Raw genomic sequence first — 18,889 nt, forward strand, 5'->3', positions numbered from 1 at the left:
ACACGCCGTATGCAACTTTTGACCACACGTCACTCCCGATCCGCCACCGCCCGCACACCGCGGGCCGGGGCCCGGCGCCGCCGGCCCGCACCGGCCGCCGCCGCCCTCGCCCTCGCGCTCGCCCTCGCACCGGCCCTGGCCGGGTGCTCCTCCGGCGGCTCGTCCTCCTCCGACGCCAAGCACCCGGGCGGCACCGTCGTCCGCGTCCCGCAGAACTTCCCGACCATCCAGCAGGCCGTGGACGTCGCCCACGAGGGGGACACCGTGCTGGTCGACCCGGGCACCTACCGGGAGAGCGTGCGCCTGACCAAGCCCAAGATCGTGCTGCGCGGCACCGACCGCAACACCGTGGTCCTGGACGGCGGCCTACGGCTGGTCAACGGCATCACCGCCTCCGGCCCCGGCTCGGTGGTGGAGAACCTCACCGTCCACGGCTACCTCGCCAACGGCGTGCTGTTCACCGGCGTCACCGACGAGAAGCTCCAGCAGCACGGCGCCGGCGGCTCCGCCTACGACCCGCTGGACACCACCCGCTTCCCGGCCGTCCAGGGCTTCCGGGCGAGCGGCGTCACCGCGTACAACAACGGCCTGTACGGCATCTACGCCTTCGACGCGCGCGGCGGCATCATCGAGGACTCGTACGCCTCCGGGGGCGCCGACTCCGGCATCTACGTCGGCCAGTGCAAGCCCTGCGACACCCTGGTGCGCAACAACCGGGTCGAGCGCAACGCCGTCGGCATCGAGATCACCAACGCCTCGGACAACCTCACCGTGGTCGGCAACCGGGCCACCGGCAACCGGGTCGGCATCACCCTCAACTCCAACGACCTGGAGGCCCTCGCCCCGCAGCACGGCGCGGTGATCGTGGGCAACGTCGTCACCGACAACAACGCCACCGACACCCCGCAGCAGGCCGACGGCGGCTACGGCATCGGCATCGGGATCGGCGGCGGCACGGCCAACCAGGTGCAGCGCAACCTGGTCCAGGGCAACCGCGCGGCCGGCATCGTGATCACCGACCCGCCCGGGCACCCGGCGAGCGGCAACCGGATCGAGGGCAACCGGGCCACCGGCAACGGCACCGACCTCGTGCTGGCCTCCGTCGACCCGGCCAACTGCTTCACCGGCAACCAGCCGGGCGTCCAGAGTCCGGAGGGCCTGGAGACCCTCGCGGCCTGCGGCACCGAGGGCCGCGGCGCCCCGCCGTTCGGCCGCACCAGCACGGTCCAGTCGCCGCCCGGCATCCCGTTCAGCCAGGTGCCGGTGCCGCCCGCGCAGCCCTCGCCGCCCTCGGTGTCCGACCCGAACGCGCCCGGCCGCCCCGCGGTCGACCTCCCCGGCCCGGTGGACCTCAACGCCTACCCGCTGCCGGAGTCGGCGGACGCCCTCCCGAAGCACTGAACTCCGGCCGGGCTCACGGCCCTTCCGCCTATGGTGGTCGCCGCCGTGAGCCCTACCGGGACGCACCGCCACCGGGACGCACCGCCACCGGGACGCACCGCCACCGAGCGCAGGAGGCCGTACCCGATGCCCGACCCCTGGAGCACCGACCTCGTACTGGGTTTGACCGTCCTGCTGGGCGCCTCCGTCCAGCGGCTCGCGGGCATCGGCTTCGCACTGGTCGCCGCGCCCGTCCTGGTGCTGCTGCTCGGGCCGGGCGACGGCGTCCGGCTGGCGAACCTGGCCTCCTGCGTCATCAGCGCCCTTGGCCTGCTGGGCAGTTGGCGACAGGTCCGGCTGCCCGCGATGCTTCCGCTGATCCTCGCCGCGGCCTGCACGGTGCCGGCCGGGGCGTGGGTCGCGGCGAAGGTGCCGGCTCCCGGCCTGCTCGTCGGCATCGGCGCGCTGGTCAGCCTGGCCTCGCTGCTGGTGCTGCGCGGGGTACGGGCCGCCGCGCTGCGCGGGACGGGCGGCGCCCTGGTCGCGGGCGCGACCAGCGGATTCATGAACTCGGCCGCCGGGGTCGGCGGCCCGGCCGTCTCCCTGTACGCCCTCAACACCGGTTGGACGACACGGGAGTTCGTGCCCAACGCGCAGTTCTACGGCGTGGTGGTGAACGCCTTCTCGCTGGCCGCCAAGGGCGCGCCGACGCTGTCCGCGACCGCCTGGTGGCTGGTGGCCGCCGCGCTCGCCGGCGGCGCCGCGATCGGCCGGCTGCTCGCCGCGCGGGTCCCGGAGCGCCGGGCCCGGATGGTGGTGCTGGGCCTTGCCCTGGCGGGCGGACTGACCACTCTCGCCAAGGGCGTGTGGGGGCTGGGCTGAGGACGGTGAGGCCGTTCACAGAGCCGCCCGAAACGGAGCGAAACCCACCGGATACTCCGGGGCAGTCCAGGATCATCCCGACACCCGTACCGACACGGGCAGTTCGGGACACCCCGGACAGTTCGGAATCCGCTCGGGCGGCCCTCCGCGGACATGACATACTGCGTCGGTGACCTCAGCCGAGCTGGCCGCGAAGCCACCCAAAACCCGCCCCCAACTGGGCCGGAAGTTCCACTTGCTGTGGTCCGCGTCGGCGGTTTCCTTCGTCGGCGACGGCATGCGGGACTCCGCCCTGCCGCTGCTGGCGGTGGCGGTCTCCGAGTCGCCCAGTGCGGTCTCCGTCGTCTCCGTCGCCGGGTCGCTCCCCTTCCTGGTGATGTCGCTGTACGCCGGGGTGCTCGCCGACCGGGCCGACCGGCGGCGGCTGATGTGGACCATCGACGCCGCGCGCGCCGTCGTCGTCCTCGGCTTCGCCGCCTGGGTCTACTTCGGGGCCCCGCCGCTGGCCGCACTCGCCGCACTGGCCTTCCTGCTCGGCTGCGGCGAGACGGTCTTCTCCAACGCGGCCACCTCGGCCATCCCCGAGCTGGTCCGCCGCGACCAACTCGACGCCGCCAACGGCCGGATGCAGGCCAACATGCTGGTCGGCGGGAACCTGATCGGCCCGCTGCTCGGCTCGGTGCTGTTCGCGGCGGCCGCCGCCTCGCCCTTCACCGTGGACGGCGTCTCCTTCGCACTCGCCGCCGTCCTGGTCGCCGCCACCGGCCGCTCCACCGCCCCGCGCAGCCGGGCCGACCGCCGCCCGGTGCTCACCGAGATCCGCGAGGGCATCACCTGGCTGGTCCGCCACCGCGAGGTCCGCACGCTCGCCGTGCTCTCCACCCTCGGCGCGCTCGGCTGCTTCATGGGCACCACGATGATGGTCCTGATGGTCACCCGGGTCATCCACGCGCCCGCCGCCTCGTACGGCATCGTGCTCGCGGCCGGCGCGATCGGCGGCACCGCCGCCAGCACCCTGGCCGGCCGGCTCAGCCGCCTGCTCAACCGGGGCACCCGGATCGCCCTCGCCTTCCTGCTGATGGGCGTCGCGCTGCTCCTCATGGGGCTGGCCACCTCGGTGGCCGAGGTCGCCGCGCTCTACGCCGTGACCGGCTTCGGCATGGTCACCTGGAACATCCAGGCGGTCTCGCTGCGCCAGCAGGCCGTGCCGAAGGACCTGCTCGGCCGGGTCAACAGCTGCTACATGCTGCTCGCCCGCCTCGGCATCATGTCCGGCGCCGCCCTCAGCGGGTGGATCGCCTCCGTCAGCAGCATCCGCACCCCGCTCTTCATCGGCGGCGGCCTGCTGCTGGCCCTGCTGGTCGCGGTGCTGTTCCTGCTGCCGCGGATGACGGCGATGGAGGCGGCCGCCGCAGCCGCCGCGACCTCGGGGGCCTCGGGGGCCTCGGGGGCCTCGGGGGCCTCAGCGGGCGAGGAGCAGTAGGTTCCAGGGATGGACACCATCCCGCCCGACACCCCGCTGCCCACGGAGGCCGTCCGGCTCCTGGAGGCCCTCCTCCGCAACGACGACCCGACCCACCGCGCCCTGCTCGCCCAACTCCCCCACCTGCGCGTCACCGGGCGCTGCGCGTGCCCCTGCGCGAGCATCGACTTCACCCCGGACCGGGCGGCGGTGGCCGCGCCCGGCGCCGGCAACCCGGTGGCGGAGGCGCTGATCGTCGACGCCGACGGAGAGCCGGTCGGCGGGGCGCTGGTCTTCACCCAGGACGGCTACCTGTCCGCCCTGGAGGTCCACACCTGGCAGGACGAGCCGATCACCCGGCTCCCCTCCCCGGAGCGGCTCCGCCAGGGCTAGCTCCCCGACCCGAGGGCCTCGTCCCGCACACGCACCAGGTGATCCGGTCGGCGAAGGGAGTGCCTTCGCCGACCGGATCACCTGGTGGTCGGTGCTCAGCGCCCGGTACGGGCGTGCCGTAGGAAAGCCGGGCCGAGGCGTCCACCGTGTAGGCCTCGTGTCCACGGTGCCGTCCGGGCCGATCAGGTCGATGGCCAGGTCACCGCGCCACGTGTCGGTGATGTCCACGCCCACCTTGAGGTCCTTCGGCGCCCGGCCCGCGATCCGGTCCACGACGATGTCCGAGAGGACCGCCGGGCCCGAGTCCTGGATCGGCATGGGCGTGGTGTTGGTGAAGATGCCCGGGGAGACCTTCCAGGTGAACGTCGTCGAGGCCTCGCCGGACGCGGACCTGGCCATAGGAACCAAGACCTTCATGGTCACGCATACGTGGATCCGTCCGCTGGAGCTCCCGGATTCGTGGGTGGGTCGCATTCCTGAACGGTGGTTCGGGTGCGGGCAGCCCGGCCGGCAATTCGCGACCGAACTGCCCGCACCGAAGCGGGCGTTGACCTCTCCCCCGCTACCTCGCGGACTCAGGCCGCACGGGCAGGCGCGTCCTCGGCCGACCGGCCCGCGGCCCCGGTGCGCGCCGCGGCCAGAGCCGCCAGCGCCGGGGACGCGGCCAGGGCGAGGCACAGCGGCAGCGGGAACCGGTCGGCGAGCAGCCCGGCGGCCGCCGTACCGGCCGAACTGCCCGCGTTGAAACAGGCGTTGACCCAGGCACCGGCCCGGGTGCGCTGGCCGGGTTCGGCGAGTTCGTCGGTGAGCAGGTAGGCGGTAGTGAGGGTCGGGGCGACGGTCAGCCCGGCCAGGGCGGCGACGGCGGCCAGCAGCGGGAGCGTCGGGGCGAGGGAGGTCAGGGCCAGCGCGCCGCCGAAGGTGGCGGTGAGGACGGCGAGTCGGGTCTGCGCCGAGGCCCGCCAGTCGAAGGCGCCGAGGACGAGGCCGCCGACCGCGCTCCCGGCGGCCAGGGTCGCCTCCACCCAGGCGACGTCGGCGGCCTGTCCGTGCCGTTGGGCGAAGACGACCGCGAACAGGCCGAACGCGCCGAGCCCGGCGCCGGCCGCGGCGGCCGCGGCGAGCGGCTGGCGGGTGCGGGCCAGCAGCTGCCAGGGGCGTGAACGCTCGGCGGTGGCAGCGGAGTTGGCCTCGGATTCGGCCGACCCGCGAGGGACCGAGGAGGCCAGGGCGAGGGCGCCGCCGAGGACGAGGGCGGCGCCGAGGACCAGTCCGAGCGCCGGGCGGGCCGTCGCCGCGACGATCAGTCCGGCCAGCAACGGGCCGGTGACGTACAGGAGTTCCTCGGCGACGGTGTCCAGGCTGTAGGCGCGTCGGCGCAGGGCCTGGTCCGGCAGCAGGGCGCTCCACTGTGCCCGGGTGACCGGTCCGAGGGGTGGTGCGAGCACGCCGGCGGCCACGGCGAGGGCGAGCAGGGCGGGGTAGGGCACGCCCGGTCGCCAGGTGGTGGCGGCCAGGCCGAGCAGCACCAGCGCATACCCGGCCGCCATCGGTGGCAGCGCCCGGCGCGGGCCGTGGCGGTCGATCAGCCCCGCCCGTACGGGCGAGACCAGCACGCCGGAGGTGGCGAACAGGGCCATCAGCCATCCCGCCCGGGCGTACGAGCCGGTCGTTTCGGTGACGGCGAGCAGGAGTGAGAGCGGGACGATGCCGTAGGAGAGGCGGCCGATCAGGGCCGTGCCGAAGAGCCGGACCGCGCCGGGGGTGCGCAGGACCGTCGCATAGGACGAAGACATGGAGGTGTTCCTCTGGGGCTGGCGCGCACCGCGCGCCGGTGTACCGGGACGCCGAAGGACCGCACCGTCGGGGTGCGGTCGCCGCCTGGGGCCCTAGTCACGAGAGAGGAACACGAGGACATCGTAGAACACGCCTCCGCCGCCCGGTGGGTCCGGCCGGGCGGCTGGGTCGAGGCGGGCGTCAGGCCACCGGTTGACGGTCGCGGTCACCGTCGGGGGTGGCGGTCGTGATGGCGTCCGGGCGGTGGGGCATCCGCAGGACGGCGACGGCGCCGAGGCCGACGACGACGATGGCGAGGAGCAGGAGGAGCGGGAGGACGAGGTCGATCAGGAGTCGCACGGGGCCTCGGTCTGGTCGTGGTGGCGAAGGAGGGGTTCGACGGCGGTCACGCGGCGGCGTCCAGCTCGAACCAGCAGGACTTGCCGGAGGTCCGCGGGTCCGCGCCGGAGCGGTCGGTGAGCGAACGGACCAGGTGCAGGCCCCGGCCGCAGACGGCGTACGGGTCGGCGCCGTCGCGCTGGACGGGCAGGACGGGGCTGCCGTCGCCGACCGAGACCCGGAGGACCCGGTCGCGCAGCACGATCACCACCAGCGGAGCCGAACTCCCGCCGTGACGCCAGGCATTGACGAACAGTTCGAGCAGCGCCGTCTCGGCGTCGGCGACCAGGCCGGGCCGCCACCCGGCGCGCGCCGTGGCCGCGCGCAACTCCTCGCGCGCGGCCGACCAGTCAGGGGGGAGCTCAAGAGGGGACACGAAGAAACCTCCGTGGGGTATCGAGTCGGATCGGCCCTCGCCGGATATCGGCAGATGAACACCGAATAACGGCGAGCCCACGGGCCGTTGCCTACGCACCGCACACGTCCCGCTACGCTCAGCATGCAGCCTGTGCGCCATGTAGCGCAACCCGCTCCCCGCGTCCCGCATATTTGCAAACCGAACCTGAATTCGGCATCCCCCACTGGCAGTTGTCGGTGGCGCGGCCGACCGCCACGCAGGCAGACTGGTCGACTGATAGTTCAGGAGGGGACACGATGGCAGTCTCGACCGTTCGCCGGCGGAGGCTCGGTGGCGTGCTGCGGAAGCTCCGTGAGGAACGGAAGCTCACCGCGGAGGTGGTGGCCGAAGCGACGGGGATGAGCCAGGCCAAGCTCACCCGGATCGAGACCGCCCACACCGCGGCCAAGATCGAGGACGTCAACAGACTCCTCGACTTCTACGGGTGCGACGACGAGGACTACCGGGCCGGCCTGATCGCCATCACCAAGGACGGCAGCAAGCGCGGCTGGTGGCTGAGCTACCGCGACGTCATCAACTCCACCGCCACCGACCTGATCCTGCTGGAATCCGATGCCGCCACCTACCGGACGTACGAACCGGCCTTCATCCCTGGCCTGTTCCAGACTCCCGAGTACGCCCGCATCGTCATCGGCCGGCTGCGCGTCCGGTCCGGCGGCTCCGTCGAAGACCTGGTCCAGGTCAGGATGGCCCGCCAGTCCATCCTGACCCGCCCCAACCCCGTACAGGTCCGGGCCGTCATCCACGAGGCGGCCCTGCGCGCCAACGCCGACCGCCCCGACGTCATGGCCCCGCAGCTGGACCGGCTGCTGACACTCAGCAGCCTGCCCACCATCGACATCCAGGTCATGCCCGTCGGCGCCGCGGTGCACCCGGGAATGACCGGCGCGTTCGCGCTGATGGGCTTCCCGCAACGGACGGATCTCGACGTCGTCCTGGTCGAGGGCCTGCTGAGCAGCCTGTGGGTGGAGGACCCGGCCGACGTGGAGCTCTACCGGACCAAGTTCCGGGAGATCACCGCCGAGGCCCTGCCCGTCGACTCCTCGCTCGCCTTCATCACCGCGCAGAGAGACAGGATCAAGTGACCCGACCGACCTTCACGAAGTCCACCTACAGCGCCGGGGACGACAACTGCGTCGAAGTCGCCGCCCCCGACGGCCCGACCGCCCACATCCGCGACTCCAAGGACCCCTCCGGCCCGACCCTCACCATCCCCCGCGAGGCCCACACGGCCTTCCTCCGAGCCGTCGCCACCGGCGAGTTCGACTTCGACCTCATCTGAAGCCCCTCACCCGAAGGCCCCACCGCCCGACGCGTCGGGCACCGCACCGTGGATCGCGGTGATCATCGCAGCGGTCTCGAAGCCGAGCACCGGATCGGGCCGGCCGGAGAGCAGGCTGGCGTACAGCGGCCGGTAGTGGGCGATCTTCCGCTCGGTCCTGCCGTCGTTGCCGAACGCCGCCAGCAACTCGCCCTCCCGGGCGGCGAATCCCGTCATGGCGGTGTGGTCGATCCAGACCTCCACCCCCGAGCGCCCGAATGCCAGGCTGCTCTCCTTGCTGCTGGATCCGGTCAGCCAACTACTGCGCAGCCGGGCCGTACCCACCTCGCCGCGGGAGCGGAACTCCACCGCGCACCACGCGCTCGCGCCGCCGTCCGTCTGCCGGACGGACCTGGGCCCGGTGAGGTCCACGAAGCGGGTGAGCATGCTGAGTTGGTTCACCCCCGAGTCCGTCCAGCTGGAGACGTACGAGGCGAAGGCCGCCTCGCCGCGCAGCACGTACGGGTCATAGAAGGCCGAGGTGATGGTCGTGACCGGCCCCCAGTCCGGGTGCGCGGCGAGCAGTTCCGCCGCCCAGTCGACCTCCGGAGAGAAGGCGAAGTGGTGTGCGGTGAACACCCGTTCCGGGACATCGGCCTTCCCGTCCAGCTCGCGCAGCGAGGTGAGGGAGGCGAGGTCGTGGACGAGCGGCTTCTCCACCAGCACCCGGGCGGCGGAGCGGAGCAGGGCCACGGCCAGCAGCTCGGCGTGCGTCTCGGTCGGGGTGGCGAGGACCAGCAGGTCCGGCTGGTGCCCGTCGAGCGCCCGAGCGAGGTCACGGTAGTGGGGCGGCCTCGCGCCCCGGAAGTCGACCGGCCCGACCGGCCTCGGGTCGACCGTGAACTCCAGTTCCACGTCCGGACGTTCGGCGAGGACGGCGAGGTGGGTCTCGGCGATGATGCCGATCCCCACCAACCCCACCCGCACCGGGTCGACCTGCTCCTGCTGGGTCATCGGCTCTTCCCCTCGTCCGTTCCGGCCCCGCGCGCCGGGGCCCCGAGGTCTCATCCTCGCGCAGCCACCTGCGCCCACCGGCCCAACGACTCGGCCGGCCCGTCGACCCACTCGACCCTCGGGTCGTGCTCCGCGGCCTTCGGGACGCCCTCGATCCAGCTGGTCACGATCGGGACCCAGTAGGTATTGCCACCCGACCGGCGGGTCCGCGCGTCGAGCTCTGCCCGGGTACGGCGGGCGCCGTCCGGGTTGCCGCCGAGGACCCCGATCAGGATCTGGGCCACGTCGGCCAGGTTGTGGCCCCCGCGGTAGCCGATGCCGTCCGCGAGCTGCCGGGTGCTCCTGACCGCCTCGACGGCGGCCGCGGCGTCCCTGGAGACCGCGTGTGCGACCGCCTCGGCCGAACGGATCTTGACCAGTTCGACCGGGTTGGGCACCAGGTCGAGCAGGTCCCGCGCCCGGGCCGCGGCCTCCGAGACCACCGCCGTGTCACCGCCCCAGCAGGCGGTCTGCGCCAGATTGGCCAGCGCCTTCGCCTCCGCGGCGGCGAGGCCCTCCCGCCGGGCCAGGTCGATCGCCTCGGTGTAGACGGCGGCCGCCTCCTCGAAGCGGGCGTTCACCCGCCAGATGTGCCCGATCAGCCGCAGCCGTTCGCCCTCGTCCTCCGGCCCGCGGCTGCGCTGCTCGCGGAGCGAGCCCAGCGCCGTGCCGAAGCGGCCGTTGAGGTAGTCGAAGTCGCAGAGCCAGTACCGGGCCGCCCCGTCGAACTCGCCGCCCATCAGGGTGCGGTAGATCTCCGCGGCCTCGGTGTAGTCCCCGTGGTTGCGCAGCGCGTGCGCGAGGTGGATGCGCACCAGCTGCGCCGTGGGGCTGCCCTGCCGGACGCCCTCCCCGGCGGCGCCGAGCAGTTCGACCGCCTCCGCGGCCCGGCCGGTGCGCCGCAGCTGGACGCCCCGGATGGCGGCGCGCACCGCCTGGTACTCGGGCGTCCCGGCGCGTCCGGCGGTGAGCCCGGCGCCCAGTTCCGTCCACTGCCCCGCCTCGACCAGGCGTTGGGTGGCGCGGGCCATCCAGTCCTCGAAAACCCCGTGTGTCGCCGAGAGCTTCAGGCCGGATTCGAGGGCCTGGGCGACGGCGACCCGCCCGGCGGACGGCCCGATGCGACCGCCCAGCCAGGTGAGCAGGCGGGCCGCGACCTCGCTGCGGTCACGGTCGGACCAGCCGTCCGGAAGCGTCCGGTCGGCCTCGCCGATGGCATGGCGCAGCGCCGCGTGCAGGGCGTACGGCAGGGCGTAGGCGTCGTCGTGGGTCAGGAAGGGCCGGCGCAGGAACCGCGCCACGCTGCCGTCGGAGACGTTGGGCTGCCCGGCCCGCAGCAGGTCCGCGCCGACCCGGTCGGTGAGCGCCGCGGTGCGGACGAGGTCGCGCTCCTCCCGGGGCAGGTCGCGGATCGAGCGGGTGGCCACCGCCGTGAACGATCCGCCGAAGTCGGCCGGCGAGGGCTGCCCGCCTCTGGCGAGGAGGGCGGCGAAGTGCGACACCGAGAGGTCCAGGTACAAGGGCAGCCCCTGACCGCCCGTGATGATGCGCCGGCGGACCTCGGCGGGTATGGCCGGCTCGCCGTCCCGGGTGAGCGCTTCCCTGAGGTAGCTGTCGGCGTCGGAGTCCGAGAGGTAGCCCACGAGGTGCTGGCGGGGTTCGACGGTGTCGTTGCGGTAGTGCAGATTGGGCCAGCACTGCGGGCCGGTGAAGTCCAGCTCGCCGCCGGTGCCCGTGTCGGCCCAGTCGACCCGGTTGCGGCCGGTGATCACGAACAGCACGTTCGGCATCAGGTACGCGCACCGCTGGATCAGGCGCTCCACCGTGCGGTCCGCGCGGCCGTTGACCACCTCGAAGGTGTCGAGGAACACGCACACCGTGGGGCGCCGGGCCGGCCGGCCCTTCGGTGGCAGGCGTTCCAGGTCCCAGGCCAGCAGGTACGGGAAGTAGGAGAGCGTCTCGTAGTCGGCGTCGGCCTCGACCAGTTCGGCGAACAGCTCGCAGTCGGCCAGCAGGCGTCCCTCACGGACCCGGTCCCGGACCGCGCGGTAGGTGGCGAGGGCCGCGCGGTGTGCCAGTCCGGCCAGACCGCCGAGGCCGGCGGGGTCGACTTCCTGCACCGTCTGGGTGATCTGGTCGCCGAGGCCGATGCTCCGGGAGGCCCGGCGCAGCGCGGGCGAGGCGTCGAGGAAGTCCTGAAGGGCTTCGCCGGGGTGAGCGCGGGCCCAGTAGGAGGCGAGCGCCAGGTCGAAGGCCTGCCACCGACTGCCCAGCTGTCCCAGGCCGGCCCGCAGGCGCAGCAGCAGGCCCTCGATGTCACAAGCGCCGTCCTCGGCGAGGTCGAGCCTGACGGCGACGACGTCGTCGCGCTCCTCGGTCGCCGCGTCGGCGAGCAGTCGGCGCTCCAGCTCGTGGGAGAGCGTGGACTTGCCGATCCCGCCGACCCCGTAGAGCGTCAGGACGTTGCGGCGCCCCTGCGCCCGGTCCACGACCGGCGACACTTCGGCCTCGTCCAAGGTCCGACCCAGGGCGGCCACCGACCGTTCGAAGGCGGCGACTTCGTCGACCCGGTTGGTGAAGACCTGTTGCGCCGTGACGGTGGACGACAGCCCGCTCATGAACGCGGCCCGCAGGTTCACCCGTGCCATTACGCCTCCTCCTCCGCGGCGCCCCGCAGCCGCCGTGTCCGCATCGGGCCGGGTGCGCGACCTGAAATACTGTCAGGTCGCCACACGGACCCACAAGGAGCGCCCGGCGGGGCGGGGGGTTAGAGGGCCAGGTCGACGGCGAGGCAGTTGTGGAAGGTCCAGGCGCGTTCGGGGTTGTAGGCGGCGGTGGCCGCGGGGCCCGGGGTGGTGGCGGATACCTCGGTCATGTCCTCGAAGCGGATGCGTTCGGGGAGGGTGCCGAAGCGGGCGTGGCGGGCTTCGGCGGCGGGGTCGTGCGCGGGCTGGTTGCTCATGGGCGCGCTCCAGGGGGCCTCTGACGGGAGACGGGCTTCAGGCTGCACTCCGGGGCAATCACCCGTCAAGGGGGTGATGAGGCCTTGAGGGTGCACACTCGTCGAACCGGGTACTCACACGTGCTTGGCCGATTCCGCACTCCCGCGCACTTTGTTGAAGGTGCAAGGATCTGCAACCGGCCGGGCTCGTTCCGACGGGTCGCGGGCCGACATTCCGGCAGTTCCGTCACACACGAGAAGGTGGGTTGCACATGTCCACACCCAAGGCGAACATCCGCCGCGCAGCCACGACCGCCGCCCTGGCCGCGGCCCTGATCGGCCTCGGCGCCGGGGCTGCCGACGCGGCCGGCTGGCCTCCGTTGCAGCCGGGGGCGCGGCTCTACTCGGCGGCCGACGGGCAGGGTTCGGCGACCAATGTCGACCTGAACGACTACGGCACGTGCCACACGCTGTCGACGCCGGTCCGGTCGATGCAGATCGTCAACGGCAGCGCGTCCGTGGAGCTCTTCCCCAGCGGCGACTGCGTCAGCGACTACTGGTGGGCCAGCGGCTCGCTGGGCCAGTCCAACCTCCCGTTCGGCGCCCTGAGCTACCGCGTGGTCAAGGCGTCCTAGCGAAGAAGTGGGGCCGGGCGCACACCTCCACCGGCTGAGGAGGCCGCCCGGCCCACACCGCATGAGTCACCGCCTTGACAGGTGACGGATGAGTGAGGCAATCTCATCACCTGTCAGGGCGGTGACGGCGCGAGCGGCGCCGACCGCCCCTACCGAGAACCTGGAGGGACTGTCGTGGTGAGCATCAAGGGTCGACGCGGACGGCTGGCGGCGGGTGTGGTCTCGGCGATCACGGCGGGGCTGGCCCTGTGCGCGTTCACCCTCCCCGGCTCCGCCGACGGCGCGACCATGGCCGACGCCTTCGCGGGCCGCGCCAAGCCCACCATCGTGCTGGAGCACGGAGCCTTCGCCGACGGATCCAGCTGGAACGGCGTCATATCCGCGCTGCGCGCCGACGGCTACCCGGTGGTCGCCGCCGCCGACCCGCTGCGCGGCCCCGCCTCGGACGCCGCCGCGCTGCGCACCGTCCTCGACCACGTCAAGGGGCCCAAGATTCTCGCCGGCCACTCCTACGGCGGCAATGTGATCAGCCAGGCCGCCGCCGGCGACCCCGAGGTCAAGGGCCTCGTCTACGTCGCCGCGTTCCTGCCCGCCCCCGGGGAGAGCGCCCTGGAGCTGACGAACAAGTTCCCGGGCTCGACGCTCCCCGGCACCCTCGACCCGGTCAGCTACCGGCAGGCCGACGGCAGCACCGCCACCGACCTGTACATCCGCCAGGACGCGTTCCGCCACCAGTTCGCCGCCGACGTGCCCGCCGACCAGGCCGCGCAGATGGCCGCCGAGCAGCGCCCGATCGCGCAGTCCGCGCTGGAGGAGAAGGCCACCTCCGCCGCCTGGCAGACCAAGCCCAGCTGGGCCATCGTCACCACCCGCGACCTCAACATCCCCGTCGCGGTGCAGCGTTTCATGGCCGAGCGCGCCCACGCCGAGACCACCGAGATCGCCGCCTCCCACTCGGTCGCGGTCTCCCACCCCCGTCAGGTCGCGGACGTCATCGAGCGCGCCGCCCGCGCCACCGCCCGCTGACCGGCCCCTGCGCCCCCATGCCACGCCCCGCCCGGTGCCGCCCTTCGGCGGTGCCGGGCATCGGCGTGCGCCGGGCCGGCCGGCTCCCGGCGGAGGTGGACCCGACGGAGGAGGACCCGGGAGCACGGTGGAATCGATCAACCCGACACTGGTCGGCCGCGAGCACGAGCGGCAGGTGCTGTCCGGCTTCGTGACGGCCACCGAGGGCCGGGCCCTCGCCCTGCGGGGCGACCCCGGTGTCGGCCGCAGCGCCCTGCTGGACGACGCCGCCGGCCTCGCCGCGGCCGAGAACCACCGGGTGGTCAGGGCCTTCGGGGTGGCCGCCGAGCGGGAGCTGCCGTTCGCCGGCCTGCACCAGCTGCTGCACCCGCTGGGCGCCGAGATCGACCGGCTGGACGACAGCCGTCGAGCGGCCCTCGATGTCGTGTTCGGCCGGATCGGGGCCGCGCCGCCCTCGGTCCTGACGCTCGGCATCGCCGTCCTCGATCTGCTCTCCCTCGCCGCCTCGCGCCGCCCGCTCCTGCTGGTGGTCGACGACGGCCAGTGGCTCGACTCCCCCAGCGCCGAGGTCTGCGGGTTCGTCGGGCGGCGCCTGGCCGGCAGTCCGGTGAAGCTCCTGATCGGCCTGCGTTCCGACGCGCCCTCCGGGTTCGACACCGCCGCCCTGCCCACGCTGCCGGTCGGCACGCTGGCACGGCGGGCCGCCGAGCGGCTCCTGGACCTGCGCCACCCCGGCCTGGACCCGCGGATCCGACGGCTGGTCCTGGACGAGGCCCAGGGGAATCCGCTGGCGCTGGTGGAACTGCCGCCGCACCTGCTGCGCACGCCGCAGCCGCCGCCGGCGCACCTCGGCGTCCCGCTGCCCCGACGCCTCCAACTCGCGTACGGCGAACGGGTCGAGGCGCTCTCCCCCGCCGCCCGTACCGAGCTGTTGCGCGCGGCCCTGGACGACCTCGGCGCGGGCGCGGTGCCCGGCGCCGGTCGCCCGCGCTACCGCATGACGGACGCCGAACAGGCCGCGGAGATCGGCCTGTCGGACATCGATCCGGTCAGCGGCGGGTTCACCTTCCGGCACCCCCTGGTGCGCTCGGCGGTCGTCCAGCTGGCGACCTGCGCCGAGCGGCGCTCGGCTCACGCGGTGCTCGCACGGCACCACCGCGAGGACCCGGTACGGCGCGCCCTGCATCTGGCCGCGGCGACGGCGCGCCCCGACGAGGGGGTCGCGGCCGCGCTGGAGGCCGCCGCCGACTCGGCCACCCGGCACGGCGGCGCGGTGGCCGCCGCGGCCTGGCTGAACCGGGCGGCGGAGCTGAGCGAGAGCCCCCGGGAGCGGTCCCGGCGACTGGGCGACGCGGCCTTCCTCGCCTGCCAGGCCGGGTTACCTGGCCGGGCGCGCCAACTGGCCGGTTCCGAGGGCTCGTTCGAGAAGGATGAGCCTCCGGTCGCGGCGCTCGCCTCGGCCTACGGGGCGCTCCACCAGGACGGCGACGTACGGTCCGCGCGCCGCCTGGTCCTGGCCGCGATCGAGGCGACCAGGGCCGGCGACGAGCCCGAGACGCTCCCCCGGCTGGTCGACCTGCTGCTGACCATCGACCAATACGCCGCCGACCCGGCCGCTCGGGAACGGAGCCGCGAACTGCTGGACTCCTTGGGCGATTTGGTGTCACCGGCCGCCCGCATCCACCACGACGCCCGGGGCGAAGGGACGCGGGAGCGGGTGGAGCGGGCGCTCGCCGACCTCCCCACCGCCCTGCCGTGGGACGTCAGCCGGCTGGCCGTCGCGGCCCACCGGGTGGACGCCCTCGGCCCGTTCCGGCCACAACTCCAGCGCGTCGTCGACCGTGAGGTCGAGTCCGGAGCCCTCGTCTCCGGACTGACCGTGCTGAACCTGGTCATGCTCGACCAACTGGCCGCCGGGCAGTGGGACGAGGCCGAGCGGACCGGGCAGCGCGCCCTGGACCTGGCCACCGCGCACCGCCTCCCGCTGTTCGCCCACCACGCCCTCGGACACCTCGGCCTGCTCGCCGCGCTGCGCGGCGAGGCCGACCGGGCACGGGAGATCCGGGCCGCCGTCGACGCCTGGTCCCGCCCCCGCGGCGTCGGCCTCCTCACCCAGCTCGCCGCCGCCGTCGACACCGCCGCCGCGCTCGCCGAAGGCGATTTCGAGACCGCCTACCTGCACGCCGCCGGCGGCACGCCGCCCGGCTCCTTCGCGCCCTGTGCCCACCAGGCCTCCCGCACCCTGCTCGACCTGGTCGTGACGGCGCTCAACACCGGCCGCTGCGAGCAGGCCCGCCGACACGCCCTGGCCGCCCACGAGGCCGGCCTGCCCCACGTCTCCCCGCGGCTCGCGCTGGTCACGTACGGCGCGCTGGCGATGACCGCCACCGACCCGGCGGAGGCCGAGGAGTGGCACCGACGCGCCGAGGACCACCCGGCGGCCGCCGCCTCCCCCTTCGAACTCGCCCGCCTTCGCCTGGCCCACGGCATCCGACTGCGCCACACCAAGGGCGGGAAGGCGGCGCGACCGGCACTGACCTCCGCCGCCGAGGCGTTCGAGCGACTCGGCGCGACTCCCTGGGCCGCCCGCGCCCGAGCCGAACTTCCTTCCATCGACGCCGCGTTGGCGTCCGCGCCGACGCAGATCGCACCGCTGACCTGGCAGGAGCGCCGGATCGCCGACCTCGCCGCGGGCGGCCTGACCAACAAGGAGATCGGCGCCCGGATGCGGCTGTCCCCGCGCACCGTCAGCTCTCATCTCTACCGGGTGTTCCCCAAGTTGGGCATCACCTCCCGCGCCGCCCTGCGCGACGCCCTCGGCCGGATGGCCGGCGCCCCGGAGGCGTAACCTCTCAACCCGTCACCACCTTGACAGGTGACGCATGCTCGTGGAAATCTAGCGTCACCGGTTGGAGCAGTTACTCGATGTAGAGCACGTTACTTTCACTGAGGGGCACCCACCATGGCAGTCGTACGCTTCCACCTCGTCTCCGCCCTCAGCGCGGAGGACGCCCTGGCGGTACTGACCGACTTCAGCCCCGCCCGTGCCGACGCCTGGCCGACGATCGACGCCGAGCACTTCGAGGTCCACGCGCAGGGCGACACCTGGGCCGAGGTCACCGAGGGAACCGCCGCCGCCTGGGAGCGCGCCCGCTACGACTGGGAGCCGGGCGGTGACACCGTCACCGTCACCACCCTCGACTCCAAGCTCTTCGGCCCCGGCGGCGGTTGGGTCTTCCGGATGACCCCCGAGGACGAGGGCACCCGGGTCGACGTCCAGCTGACCCGCCAACCGGACTCCCTCAAGGGCAAGATGCTCGCCTCGATGCTCCCGCTCGTCGCTCCCCCGGCCCTGCGCAAGTCGTTCGCGGTGCCGCTCCAGGCGAAGTAACCCACGCCGTAGGCGAATGACCGAAGGGGCCGACAGCACCAGCTGTCGGCCCCTTCGCCATGCCCCGACACACCCTGGTCCGCCCCCGCCTGCCCCCGCCTGCCGCAGACGCGAGGCAGCCCGGCCCACGCCGAGAGGCGCGGGCCGGGCTGCCGGCGGAGGAGGTCAGCCCCGCGACGGAAGCACGCAGCGGAAGCTGGAGGCGGCCGCCTGGTCCCCGTAGCCCTGGTAGCGGGACACCTCGGGGTAGCGGCACAGGTTCCGGTTGACGCTCCGCCCGTCCGCGGTGAGCAGGTCGGCGGACAGCGTCTGCGGCGCCTTGCCCCGCTCGACCCAGGACGTCAGCGCGGCGAGGTCGTCGACCGTGCCGGCGCCCTTGTTGAGGCCGCAGTGGCCCGCGCCCGGAACGAGGAAGAGGCGGTAGAAGTCGTCGACCCGCTTGCTGCCGCCCATCGTCCGCTCGACCTGCCGGCGGTAGTCGACGGTGCCCTGGGTGGGGATGAACTGGTCGGCCTGGCCGTGCCAGCTCAGCAGCTTGCCACCGGAGTTGCGGAAGGCCGACAGGTCGGCGTCATTGGTGCCGATGATCCCGTCGTACTCGGCCCTGGACTGCTCGAACAGCCGGGTGAACCGGTCGTAGGTGATCGTCGTGACGTCGAAGGCCGGCTGCTTCTTCAGGAAGTTCGTCACCCAGAGCTGGGGCACCGGGAACGGCGCGCCCTTCAGCTGCCCGCTGTTCGCGTCGGTCGTGGTGCCGGCCAGCCCGGTCAGGTCGGCGACGACCGGGACGCCGGACCACAGCTTCCGGCCCGAAGCGGTGCGCGGACCGTCCCAGATCTTGCGCACCACGGCCGCGTCGGCCGCCGTGATGGTCAGCTCCTTGCCGTCGCAGACCACCTTGGTGCCGATCAGCTTGCGCGGGTCGAACTCGCATCGCGAAGCGTCGTTCACCAGGCCGTCCTTGGCGCCGTCGAGCGGGTCGCAGGCGGCGGTGGCGGCGTCGGTGAAGGCCTTGAACTCGCACGCGGACGGGTAGGTCTTCTCGTTGTTCATGACCACCTGCGGCCACAGGGTGGCGACCTCGAACTCGGGCCAGTTGATGCCGGGCGCGTTGGCGAGGATGCCGTCGAAGTCGTCGGGGTAGCGCTGGGCCTCCATGTAGCCCTCGCGCCCACCGGTGGAGCATCCGTTGAAGTAGGCGTAGGCGGCCGGCCGGCCGAAGTGGGCGGCGATCACCTGCTTGCCGACGATCGACGCCTCGTGCTGGGAACGGGAGGCGAGGTTCTTGAGCAGCTCGGCGTCGACCTCACCCTTGGCGTTCAGCGACCAGCTGACGTCGACGGCGTCGCCGAGCCCGCCGTCGGTGGTGGTCGCGGCGTAGCCGTTCTTGACCGCGGTGCCCATCCCGACGCCGTTGTCACCGACCGCGTAGGCGCTTCCGCCGAGCGCCTGGAGGCGGCCGTTCCAGCCGCTGACGGGCAGCCAGGTCCGCACCTTGGCATGGTCGTTGACACCCGGGTGGGTCAGGGTGACGGTCACCTCGCAGAAGGCCGGGACGCCGCTGACGGTGCCGCCGACCACGCCGGTCCCGTCGATGGTGCCGCCCGGGCGCTGGACCGCCGTCACGGACTCGACCTTCGCACCGGCGGGGGCCGGTACGGCCGGCGCCGAGCAGCCGAACGTCGTGGGCCGGGCGCCTCCCTGGGCGTCGGCCGCCGCCGGCGGAAGGTTCACCGCGGCCAGCGCGGCGCCGGTCGCGAGCACGATCAGGATCTTCTTCATGGGTATCCGTCCGAAATACGTGTGTCGAGTGCGTGTGTCGAGTGCGCGTGTCGCATGCGTGCGGCGGGAACAACAGATCGAAAGCAGGGA

17 protein-coding genes are annotated in these 18,889 nt (G+C 73.4%); 10 read left to right on the forward strand and 7 right to left on the reverse strand.

Translation table 11 applies throughout. The features are described from left to right. Positions 1-18: 18 nt before the first annotated feature. From QWJ13_RS01745 to QWJ13_RS01760, 4 genes are all read left to right on the forward strand, one after another. Positions 19-1,401 (forward strand): right-handed parallel beta-helix repeat-containing protein, encoded by a 1,383-nt coding sequence (locus QWJ13_RS01745; RefSeq protein WP_316520031.1) that lies wholly within the window; start codon positions 19-21, stop codon positions 1,399-1,401. A 126-nt stretch (positions 1,402-1,527) separates the two neighbouring features. Then, entirely contained in the window at positions 1,528-2,262 is a 735-nt protein-coding gene (locus QWJ13_RS01750) for a sulfite exporter TauE/SafE family protein (protein ID WP_316520032.1), read from the forward strand. Between the two features lie 169 nt (positions 2,263-2,431). Then, entirely contained in the window at positions 2,432-3,745 is a 1,314-nt protein-coding gene (locus tag QWJ13_RS01755) for an MFS transporter (RefSeq protein ID WP_316520033.1), read from the forward strand. Positions 3,746-3,754: 9 nt separating this feature from the next. Continuing rightward, entirely contained in the window at positions 3,755-4,117 is a 363-nt protein-coding gene (locus QWJ13_RS01760) for a hypothetical protein (protein WP_316520034.1), read from the forward strand. A 575-nt stretch (positions 4,118-4,692) separates the two neighbouring features. Here the strand turns inward: QWJ13_RS01760 and QWJ13_RS01765 are convergent. The 3 genes from QWJ13_RS01765 to QWJ13_RS01775 form a co-directional block, all read right to left on the reverse strand. Next, positions 4,693-5,913: an MFS transporter gene (locus QWJ13_RS01765; protein WP_316520035.1), complete on the reverse strand. Its 1,221-nt coding sequence runs from the start codon at positions 5,911-5,913 to the stop codon at positions 4,693-4,695. A gap of 181 nt (positions 5,914-6,094) precedes the next feature. Further along, complete coding sequence (locus tag QWJ13_RS01770; protein WP_316520036.1) at positions 6,095-6,253, reverse strand: hypothetical protein; 159 nt, start codon at positions 6,251-6,253, stop codon at positions 6,095-6,097. A gap of 46 nt (positions 6,254-6,299) precedes the next feature. After that, complete coding sequence (locus QWJ13_RS01775) at positions 6,300-6,668, reverse strand: ATP-binding protein (RefSeq protein ID WP_316520037.1); 369 nt, start codon at positions 6,666-6,668, stop codon at positions 6,300-6,302. A gap of 278 nt (positions 6,669-6,946) precedes the next feature. On the opposite strand from QWJ13_RS01775, the gene QWJ13_RS01780 reads away from it, so the two are divergent. Together QWJ13_RS01780 and QWJ13_RS01785 are read left to right on the forward strand one after the other, a co-directional pair. Beyond that, positions 6,947-7,795: a helix-turn-helix domain-containing protein gene (locus QWJ13_RS01780; protein WP_316520038.1), complete on the forward strand. Its 849-nt coding sequence runs from the start codon at positions 6,947-6,949 to the stop codon at positions 7,793-7,795. Continuing rightward, positions 7,792-7,992, forward strand: a complete 201-nt coding sequence (locus QWJ13_RS01785) for a DUF397 domain-containing protein (protein WP_316520039.1) — start codon at positions 7,792-7,794, stop codon at positions 7,990-7,992. The genes QWJ13_RS01780 and QWJ13_RS01785 overlap by 4 nt, the downstream gene beginning before the upstream one ends. 6 nt (positions 7,993-7,998) lie before the next feature. On the opposite strand, the gene QWJ13_RS01790 is transcribed toward QWJ13_RS01785, so the two are convergent. The 3 genes from QWJ13_RS01790 to QWJ13_RS01800 all read right to left on the reverse strand — a co-directional run bounded on the left by QWJ13_RS01790 (position 7,999) and on the right by QWJ13_RS01800 (position 11,986). Then, entirely contained in the window at positions 7,999-8,985 is a 987-nt protein-coding gene (locus QWJ13_RS01790) for a Gfo/Idh/MocA family protein (protein WP_316520040.1), read from the reverse strand. Between the two features lie 50 nt (positions 8,986-9,035). Continuing rightward, positions 9,036-11,672: a tetratricopeptide repeat protein gene (locus QWJ13_RS01795; protein WP_316520041.1), complete on the reverse strand. Its 2,637-nt coding sequence runs from the start codon at positions 11,670-11,672 to the stop codon at positions 9,036-9,038. A 119-nt stretch (positions 11,673-11,791) separates the two neighbouring features. Further along, positions 11,792-11,986, reverse strand: coding sequence for a hypothetical protein (locus tag QWJ13_RS01800; protein WP_316520042.1), 195 nt, complete (start codon positions 11,984-11,986; stop codon positions 11,792-11,794). Between the two features lie 251 nt (positions 11,987-12,237). Here QWJ13_RS01800 and QWJ13_RS01805 point away from each other — a divergent pair, with 251 nt between their 5' ends. The 4 genes from QWJ13_RS01805 to QWJ13_RS01820 all read left to right on the forward strand — a co-directional run bounded on the left by QWJ13_RS01805 (position 12,238) and on the right by QWJ13_RS01820 (position 17,017). Next, the gene (locus tag QWJ13_RS01805) at positions 12,238-12,600 is read left to right on the forward strand and encodes a hypothetical protein (protein ID WP_316520043.1); all 363 of its coding nucleotides are present in this window, start codon (positions 12,238-12,240) and stop codon (positions 12,598-12,600) included. A 174-nt stretch (positions 12,601-12,774) separates the two neighbouring features. Continuing rightward, complete coding sequence (locus QWJ13_RS01810; RefSeq protein ID WP_316520044.1) at positions 12,775-13,626, forward strand: alpha/beta fold hydrolase; 852 nt, start codon at positions 12,775-12,777, stop codon at positions 13,624-13,626. Positions 13,627-13,753: 127 nt separating this feature from the next. After that, positions 13,754-16,474 (forward strand): LuxR family transcriptional regulator, encoded by a 2,721-nt coding sequence (locus QWJ13_RS01815; RefSeq protein ID WP_316520045.1) that lies wholly within the window; start codon positions 13,754-13,756, stop codon positions 16,472-16,474. Between the two features lie 114 nt (positions 16,475-16,588). Further along, the gene (locus QWJ13_RS01820) at positions 16,589-17,017 is read left to right on the forward strand and encodes an SRPBCC family protein (RefSeq protein ID WP_316520046.1); all 429 of its coding nucleotides are present in this window, start codon (positions 16,589-16,591) and stop codon (positions 17,015-17,017) included. A gap of 165 nt (positions 17,018-17,182) precedes the next feature. Here the strand turns inward: QWJ13_RS01820 and QWJ13_RS01825 are convergent, their stop codons facing one another. Then, positions 17,183-18,799: a tannase/feruloyl esterase family alpha/beta hydrolase gene (locus tag QWJ13_RS01825; RefSeq protein ID WP_316520047.1), complete on the reverse strand. Its 1,617-nt coding sequence runs from the start codon at positions 18,797-18,799 to the stop codon at positions 17,183-17,185. Between the last annotated feature and the right edge of the window lie 90 nt (positions 18,800-18,889).

The sequence above is a fragment of the Kitasatospora brasiliensis genome (genome assembly GCF_032654805.1).
Lineage (GTDB): Bacteria > Actinomycetota > Actinomycetes > Streptomycetales > Streptomycetaceae > Kitasatospora > Kitasatospora brasiliensis.

Bases quoted from the DNA above. Each gene is read 5' to 3' on its own strand.
- QWJ13_RS01795 (WP_316520041.1), bottom strand. From the start codon at position 11,672: ATGGCACGGGTGAACCTGCGGGCCGCGTTCATGAGCGGGCTGTCGTCC.
- QWJ13_RS01765 (WP_316520035.1), bottom strand. From the start codon at position 5,913: ATGTCTTCGTCCTATGCGACGGTCCTGCGCACCCCCGGCGCGGTCCGG.
- QWJ13_RS01750 (WP_316520032.1), top strand. From the start codon at position 1,528: ATGCCCGACCCCTGGAGCACCGACCTCGTACTGGGTTTGACCGTCCTG.
- QWJ13_RS01790 (WP_316520040.1), bottom strand. From the start codon at position 8,985: ATGACCCAGCAGGAGCAGGTCGACCCGGTGCGGGTGGGGTTGGTGGGG.
- QWJ13_RS01760 (WP_316520034.1), top strand. From the start codon at position 3,755: ATGGACACCATCCCGCCCGACACCCCGCTGCCCACGGAGGCCGTCCGG.
- QWJ13_RS01805 (WP_316520043.1), top strand. From the start codon at position 12,238: ATGTCCACACCCAAGGCGAACATCCGCCGCGCAGCCACGACCGCCGCC.
- QWJ13_RS01800 (WP_316520042.1), bottom strand. From the start codon at position 11,986: ATGAGCAACCAGCCCGCGCACGACCCCGCCGCCGAAGCCCGCCACGCC.
- QWJ13_RS01820 (WP_316520046.1), top strand. From the start codon at position 16,589: ATGGCAGTCGTACGCTTCCACCTCGTCTCCGCCCTCAGCGCGGAGGAC.
- QWJ13_RS01780 (WP_316520038.1), top strand. From the start codon at position 6,947: ATGGCAGTCTCGACCGTTCGCCGGCGGAGGCTCGGTGGCGTGCTGCGG.
- QWJ13_RS01825 (WP_316520047.1), bottom strand. From the start codon at position 18,799: ATGAAGAAGATCCTGATCGTGCTCGCGACCGGCGCCGCGCTGGCCGCG.